The organism is Photorhabdus viridis (assembly GCF_040256935.1).
Lineage (GTDB): Bacteria > Pseudomonadota > Gammaproteobacteria > Enterobacterales > Enterobacteriaceae > Photorhabdus > Photorhabdus viridis.
Genome location: NZ_JBEJZY010000121.1, coordinates 1 through 2,399 on the forward strand (window position 1 = coordinate 1; position 2,399 = coordinate 2,399).

Annotated in this window: 2 protein-coding genes; both read right to left on the reverse strand. The window is 41.1% G+C overall.

The genetic code is table 11. The features are described 5' to 3' along the window. Positions 1–367 precede the first annotated feature (367 nt). Positions 368–640, reverse strand: a complete 273-nt coding sequence (locus ABR397_RS22285) for a PAAR domain-containing protein (RefSeq protein ID WP_350307622.1) — start codon at positions 638–640, stop codon at positions 368–370. A gap of 546 nt (positions 641–1,186) precedes the next feature. Beyond that, positions 1,187–2,275: a T6SS immunity protein Tli4 family protein gene (locus tag ABR397_RS22290; protein WP_350307623.1), complete on the reverse strand. Its 1,089-nt coding sequence runs from the start codon at positions 2,273–2,275 to the stop codon at positions 1,187–1,189. Positions 2,276–2,399: the final 124 nt, after the last annotated feature.

Below are 2,399 nucleotides of genomic sequence, written 5' to 3' on the forward strand. Positions count from 1 at the left end.
ACAATTAAAATAAAATAAACAACCTCACTTTACATCCCGCTACCTAAATAGATAAAAAATAATGATTCTCATTCATGATATGCGAATGAGAATATCTTCAGTGATAGCCAAGAACAGACGACAATATTCTTACCACTACCAATCAAGCCTAATCCTTATCGCAAAAACAAAACACGACTTATTAAAAAGGAATATTATTACGATATATGTCTCCCCGGTGAGTGACAGAAACCCATTTAATATTTTCATGATTTTCCGGTGATAATGGTCAGCAAACCCGTCATTAATCCTCATTAATGAAGAAATATCTGCCCCTCAGTCTGCGATAAGATGACACGAAGACGAGGGATCTCAGGAATAGGCCAGCTCATAACGATGACTCAACTTGGTTATGAAGCATTGAACTCAATACTCGACACCCACACTGGCAGCGACAATAATGCACCACTACAGCACGACCATTTTCCTGAACGGTATTATCCCCCTCAATAATGGGATTAATACCGTGCCCCTCTAGCGGACAATGAATGAGATCCCCTACCAAAGCGGCCTGTTTACCGTCGAAATACATTGTTGAAGAAGCGGTGATCACTTTTCCACCTCGATCAGTGGCATCACCTAAACAAACAATACCAGACATTGTGATATCCTCTATTAATTATAGAAATAACCCTAAATAAACCATCAGATATTCAGGAGATAATATTTCATCCCGAGATATCTCATTATTGACTTTAATCTTAAAGGCCCCATACCTTCAAAAACTGAATTAAAAGATAAATAAGCGGCCCACTCAATAACACCACAACAGGGATTAAGAACAGCAGGGCTTTGTATTTCTTTCGCTTAATACATTGAACCACCCGATAAATGACATAACCATCAATAATCATTATGACCGGCCAGGCATAATAGAAAAGAAGAAAAACACAGACTAATACCACATCCCAAAAATAAAATTTAATCACATTGAGCCACCCATTAATGCATTATTAAAAAAACCGACCTCTCACAGAGAGAATACCCCCCATCGCCAATAAAATCGGCAAATCCTTTTTTATCCAATTTTCACCGCCTGAGTCATTCTGACAGCTGAATGTAAAATACCTATTGGTATTTTAGTGTTTTTATCCCCTTGATTAAGTTAACCCTTATATCCCTATAAAGGGTTTAATTTAAAAGCATGTTATCGGGGATCGAAAGCGCCGGGTCTGACTCTCAGGGTCTGACTAATAGCATCCCAGAACGCCACAATTTCATTTTGGGTATAGGCTGTCGGTGTCTCTTCGTCATTGACTATCGCCAAATTAAATACCGGTGTCCTTCTGCCCCCATTTTTTTCATTGACCCGTAATGTAAACAGATAACGCGGATTATCATTGTTCGGCTGACGGCCCGACAGTAATAGCTCTTCGGTATCCTGCCCATTTATTTTCCGCCCCCCTTTTCGCAAAGCTTTCCCCCGGGACAGCATGGCTTCAATTACACCAAAGCGCTCCAGCATACTGTCTTTCTCACGGATATAATTATTAGTACTCATTCTAACATTCAGGTAATTATCCGGGTGCGCTTTATACAATAAGCCTATATCTTCTTTATCCTTTTTATTATCGGCAATAAATGCATGAGGAATACAATTTCCGGCAGTAGTGGGTATTTCCGTCTCTTTACGTCCCTGTATACGGGATAATAAGTCTTTCAACTCTGCCAGTTTCGCTGGCACAGTATTAGTATAGACATTAGGATACTCTTCCCGATCTTTATCATAACGTGGAGCAGAACCATCCTCCGCTTTCATTTCCACTTTTATTGCCACCCCGTTACTGTACAGGTGGGCTTCCAATACCCGGGCCATATCCGGGACACTTTGGTCCTCCATACGCTCGAAAATAATTCCCTGCATCCCCTGAGGTAAGCGGTAAATATTCTTTAGATAGGGCATATCAATGGGATATGACGTCTTCATCTGCCGTAACGCGTCTTCCCGTAATTGAATACGCTGTTCAAAGGCAGGCGGATAGAGCAGACGGGTTTCTACCCGATTATCGTTCACCCTAGCCGCCTCCACGGTGTTGTTATAATTGGCTGGCAGATCAACCAGATACCGACCAATACAACGGGTTTGTAAGTGTGTTAATAATTTATCCACAGCTAATTGTTCCTTCTGATTTAATATAGTATGAGGGGGATAAGGCTGTAACCGGTGCCACACCCCGTAAAACACCAGCACAAGTAGGCCGATAATGGCAATAACCAGTACTTTTTTTCTATTCATCAGGATAGGCCAGAGATGTTTGTTTAACAGATTGCGCTATTTTAACAATAGCTCGCAGGGTAAAAAAACGGGTATCGTCAGTATCATAGGCACCTTCATGATCAACCTCAGCCCCCAATATTGA

What these genes read in the sequence shown, in the direction of transcription:
- ABR397_RS22285 (WP_350307622.1), bottom strand. Translation starts at nt 640, where the DNA reads ATGTCTGGTATTGTTTGTTTAGGTGATGCCACTGATCGAGGTGGAAAA.
- ABR397_RS22290 (WP_350307623.1), bottom strand. Translation starts at nt 2,275, where the DNA reads ATGAATAGAAAAAAAGTACTGGTTATTGCCATTATCGGCCTACTTGTG.